At 27.3% G+C, this 1,218-nt stretch carries 1 protein-coding gene; it reads left to right on the forward strand.

All coding sequences use genetic code 11. From position 1 onward, the window contains the following. Nucleotides 1–1,218, forward strand: a 1,218-nt coding sequence (gene pyk / locus AlmWB_RS00865; protein WP_050337184.1) for a pyruvate kinase, incomplete at its 5' end; no start/stop codon positions are given.

The raw sequence follows: 1,218 nt of genomic DNA on the forward strand, positions 1-1,218 counted from the left end.
CAAACAAAAATGCTTATACAAAAAATTAGAAAAATTAGTAAAGAATTAAATACACATGTGGGTTTAATGTTAGATACTAAAGGACCAGAAATACGTACACATCAATTCGATGGTTTAGTTACAATTACAAAAAACTCACAAGTAACCATATCGATGCAAGAAGTCTTAGGAAATTCTTCTTTATTTTCAGTCACTTATCCTCATTTATACTATGAAATAAAAATCAACGATACAATTTATGTTGATGATGGATATTTATCTTTGGTAGTTAAAGCAAAAGATAACGATAAAAGAGAAATCATTACGCAAGCACAAAACACTCATGTTGTAAAATCACGTCGTGGGATTAATGTTCCTAATGTTAATTTAAATATGGAATTTATTTCACCTAAAGATCATCAAGATATTATTTTTGCTATTGAACAAGATTTTGATTATATTGCAGCATCTTTTGTACGTAGGGCACAGGATGTCAAAAATGTTCAACAAATTTTAAATCAATATCAAAACAAACATATTCAAATTATTTCTAAAATTGAAAATCAAGAAGGTATTGATAATTTAGATGATATTATAAAATTATCAGATGGTATTATGGTAGCTAGAGGTGATTTAGGTATTGAAGTTCCTATAGAATTAATACCAATATACCAAAAACAAATAATTGAAAAATGTTTAATAAAAGGAAAACCTGTTATTGTTGCTACTCAAATGTTAGAATCGATGCAAAAAAATCCATTTCCTACAAGAGCTGAAATCTCAGATGTTTTTAACGCTGTAGTAGAAGGAACTACGTTTACAATGTTATCTGGGGAAAGCGCTGCAGGAAAATATCCTTTAGAAACAGTACAATATATGTCTAAAATTAATCACCAAGCAGAAAAAGTAGTAGATTATTTTTTTCTTTCTCAAATGTATGAACCTAAAAATACTAAAGAACATATTTTATTGAATAGTGTAGAATTAGCCTTAAAAACACCTATTAAAGCTATTATAGTGAATAACTTAGAAGATGCGGTAACTATTTCTAAATTTCATCCTTCTGAACCTATTTTATCTTTAGTTAAAAGCAATCATGAAGCACAACGCTTGATGTTATGTTTCGGCGTTATTCCTTTCACAAATGAATCGTTATTAAAAAAATATATGAATTATTTAAACGAAACCAAAGAAGGTAATTATATTTTTATCGAAAATAATATTATTAGACTTCAATAG

Source organism: Candidatus Phytoplasma phoenicium (assembly GCF_001189415.1).
GTDB classification, from domain to species: Bacteria; Bacillota_I; Bacilli_A; order Acholeplasmatales; family Acholeplasmataceae; genus Phytoplasma; species Phytoplasma phoenicium.